The sequence below is a fragment of the Salipiger sp. genome (assembly GCF_059781815.1).
On the sequence record NZ_JBYNAH010000350.1, the window covers coordinates 1 to 3,113 of the forward strand.

The following is a 3,113-nucleotide window of genomic DNA, read 5'->3' on the forward strand; positions in this document are numbered from 1 at the left end:
GCATACTTGTTGGTCATCACCGAGCCCTGCGCTTCCATCACGGCGCGGGAGACGATGTTCTCGGAGGCGATCAGTTCGATCTCGTCGCGCTGACGTCCGAGTTCGCCGGTGATCGAGGCGAAGAGCTCGGGGTCGCGGTCGGACAGCGACTGGGTGAAGAAGCCGTCATCGCGGTGCGGGGCGTTCATGAGGCAGGTCTCCGGTGTCATGGATTCGTCACGTGGCGCCTACGTAAAGGAAAGAGGCGCTGGCGCAAAGGGATCAAAGCGGCATTGTTCCGGTAGAGGGGCGACGGCACTGGCGGGTTCGGGGAAGTTGTGATTGTTTCGGAACGGCGTGACAGCCCAAGGAAACCCATGTCGCTGAAAATTGCCTTCTGCGCGTCCAACGCGCCCATCGCACAGGCCGCGCTGGCCGGGCTGACACGCCGCTACGGCAACCATGCCGAAGAGGGCGCCGACGTGATCGTGGCGCTTGGCGGCGACGGCTTCATGCTGCACACGCTGCACCGCACCGAGGCGCTGGCGGTGCCGGTCTATGGCATGAACCGCGGCACCGTGGGCTTTTTGATGAATGAATATTCCGAGCACGCCTTCGAGGAACGGCTGGCCGCCGCCGAGGAGGCGGTGATCAACCCGCTCTCGATGCGCGCCCACCGCGCCGATGGCAGCGAGCACCGGGCGCTGGCGATCAACGAGGTCTCGCTCTTGCGCGCCGGGCCGCAGGCAGCACGGCTGGCGATCTACGTGGACGGCAAACTGCGCATGCCCGAACTGGTCTGCGACGGCGCGCTGCTGGCCACGCCGGCGGGCTCGACCGCCTACAACTACTCGGCCCACGGCCCGATCCTGCCGATCGGCGCCGACGTTCTGGCGCTCACCGCCGTTGCGGCCTTCCGCCCGCGGCGCTGGCGCGGCGCGCTGCTGCCCAAGACCGCCGAGGTCACTTTCGAGGTGCTCGAGCCGGAAAAACGCCCGGTGATGGCCGAGGCCGACAGCCAGTCGGTGCGCGATGTGCTGAGGGTCGAGATCCGCTCGGAACCCAAGGTCGCGCACCGCGTGCTCTTCGATCCCGGCCACGGCCTCGAGGAGCGGCTGATCCGCGAACAATTTGTCTGACCCGGTGGAACTCCGACGGCGCGGGCGGCGTTTCTTGTCCGAACCCCGCGTCGAGGCGGGACAAGCCGACACAAAGGAGAAACCCGATGAATTGGGATGTGATCCAAGGCAAATGGAAACAGCTGAAGGGTGAAGCTCAGGTCCAGTGGGGCAAGCTCACCGATGACGATCTCGACCGCGCCGAAGGCAACCGCGACAAGCTCGTGGGCGTCGTTCAGGAGCGCTATGGAATCGCCAAGGACGAGGCCGAGCGAGAGGTCGACGCGTTCTACCACAAGCACGCCGCCTGACCCTTCTCAGTCAAGGCACGTAAGAAGGCCCCGGGGTTCCCTCCCCCGGGGTCTTTCTTTTGTCCGCCGGTCTGGTAGCTCTGACAGGCACAGGCTTCCCGGGACGGACAACACCATGCTGACAGGCTTTCACCACGTGGCCCTGATCTGCGGCGACTACGCCCGCAGCAAGGCGTTCTATACCGAGATCCTCGGGCTGAAGATCATCGCCGAGACCTATCGCGAGGCGCGCGACAGCTGGAAGCTCGACCTGGCGCTGCCGGGTGGCGGCCAGATCGAACTTTTCAGCTTCCCCTGCCCGCCCGACAGGCCCTCCCGCCCGGAGGCCAAGGGGTTTCGCCACCTCGCCTTCACGGTCGGCGATGTGGAGGCGGCCAAGCGCCGGCTCGAAGCCAAGGGCGTGGCGGTCGAGCCGATCCGCATCGACGAACTGACCGGCAAGCGCTTCACCTTCTTCCCCGATCCCGACGGGCTGCCGCTGGAACTCTACGAGGCGTGAGGCGCGGATTTGATTGCCGGACCGGCCCCTGCCTGCCATTCTGATGGCTCTGGTATGGGGAGGAGGGACCCGATGTACCGTCAATTTTTGATCACTGCCGCACTGTCCTGCGCGCTGGGAGGCGCGGCCTTTGCCGAGTGTGCAAGCGAGGCCGAGATTTCCACCTTCGTGGACAGCTACCTTGCCAAGACCCCCGCAAAGGCGCTTGGCGCCGGGGGCACGATGGAGGACGCACTCTGCACGCAGGCCAAGCTGGTCGAGGCGCTGAGCCCGCATCTCGGCCCCGTGGTCGGCTACAAGGCGGCGCTGACCAGCGCCGCGATGCAGGAGCGCTTCAAGGTCGATGCGCCGCTGCACGGGGTGCTCTACCGCGACATGCTGGTCGAGGACGGGGCCGAGGTGCCGGCGGCCTTCGGCGCGATCCCGATGCTCGAGGCCGACCTGCTGCTCGTCGTCGGCGACGAGGCAATCAACGCGGCGAACTCGCCCGAGGAGGCCATCGCGCATATCTCGGAGGTGCGCCCGTTCATCGAGCTGCCCGACCCAATGGTCGCCAAGGGCGAGCCGATCACCGGCGAGACACTGACCGCCATGGGCGTAGCGCCGCGTCTGGGGGTCATGGGCGCGGGCCTTCCGGTCGACGACCCCGCCGCCATGCTCGCGGCGCTCGAGGCGATGAGCGTCACGCTCACCGCGGGCGACGGCAGCGTGCTGGCCGAGGCGCCGGGCTCGGTCGTGCTTGGCAACCCGGTCAACTCGGTGCTGTGGCTGGTCTCGGCAGGGATCACCCTGAAGGCCGGCGATATCGTCAGCGTCGGCTCCATCGGCCCGCTGATGCCCGCCGCCAAGGCCGGCAGCGGCGCGACGGCGACCTATACGGGGCTGCCCGGCGATCCCAGCGTGTCGGTGCGCTTCACGCAATAACGCGCGATGGCGGCTCTATCGTCCGCGCGCATCGGGACAGCCAGAAAGAAGAACGCCCGCTGCAGCACAGCGGGCGTTCTCGTCATTCGGTCAGGCGCAGCACCGGATCACGCAGGCACTTTCTTGGCATAGCCCAGCCCCTCGAGCGCGACGCGGATCTCGTCGAGGATGACCGGATCGTCGATGGTCGCCGGCATCTTGAACTCCTCGCCATCAGCAATCTTGACCATCGTCGCCCGCAGGATCTTGCCCGAGCGGGTCTTGGGCAGGCGATCCACCACG

At 66.9% G+C, this 3,113-nt stretch carries 4 protein-coding genes and 1 pseudogene; 4 read left to right on the top strand and 1 reads right to left on the bottom strand.

Annotation, left to right across the window (positions count from 1 at the left end; genetic code table 11):
• Nucleotides 1–188 (bottom strand): annotated as a pseudogene (glyA, locus tag AC6RA4_RS24425) (serine hydroxymethyltransferase); the annotation flags it as partial.
• A 168-nt stretch (nucleotides 189–356) separates the two neighbouring features.
• Between glyA and AC6RA4_RS24430 the strand changes: the two are divergent.
• The 4 genes from AC6RA4_RS24430 (at nucleotide 357) to AC6RA4_RS24445 (ending at nucleotide 2,831) form a co-directional block, all read left to right on the top strand.
• The gene (locus tag AC6RA4_RS24430) at nucleotides 357–1,118 is read left to right on the top strand and encodes an NAD kinase (RefSeq protein WP_500164753.1); all 762 of its coding nucleotides are present in this window, start codon (nucleotides 357–359) and stop codon (nucleotides 1,116–1,118) included.
• Nucleotides 1,119–1,204: 86 nt separating this feature from the next.
• On the top strand, nucleotides 1,205–1,408 hold the full coding sequence (locus tag AC6RA4_RS24435) for a CsbD family protein (RefSeq protein WP_500164755.1): 204 nt from the start codon (nucleotides 1,205–1,207) through the stop codon (nucleotides 1,406–1,408).
• A 115-nt stretch (nucleotides 1,409–1,523) separates the two neighbouring features.
• Complete coding sequence (gene gloA2 / locus AC6RA4_RS24440; RefSeq protein WP_500164757.1) at nucleotides 1,524–1,907, top strand: SMU1112c/YaeR family gloxylase I-like metalloprotein; 384 nt, start codon at nucleotides 1,524–1,526, stop codon at nucleotides 1,905–1,907.
• A 72-nt stretch (nucleotides 1,908–1,979) separates the two neighbouring features.
• Complete coding sequence (locus AC6RA4_RS24445) at nucleotides 1,980–2,831, top strand: 2-keto-4-pentenoate hydratase (protein ID WP_500164759.1); 852 nt, start codon at nucleotides 1,980–1,982, stop codon at nucleotides 2,829–2,831.
• Nucleotides 2,832–3,113: the final 282 nt, after the last annotated feature.

Excerpts from the sequence above, each read along its gene's own strand:
- AC6RA4_RS24445 (WP_500164759.1), top strand. The coding sequence starts at position 1,980 with ATGTACCGTCAATTTTTGATCACTGCCGCACTGTCCTGCGCGCTGGGA.
- AC6RA4_RS24435 (WP_500164755.1), top strand. The coding sequence starts at position 1,205 with ATGAATTGGGATGTGATCCAAGGCAAATGGAAACAGCTGAAGGGTGAA.
- gloA2 (WP_500164757.1), top strand. The coding sequence starts at position 1,524 with ATGCTGACAGGCTTTCACCACGTGGCCCTGATCTGCGGCGACTACGCC.
- AC6RA4_RS24430 (WP_500164753.1), top strand. The coding sequence starts at position 357 with ATGTCGCTGAAAATTGCCTTCTGCGCGTCCAACGCGCCCATCGCACAG.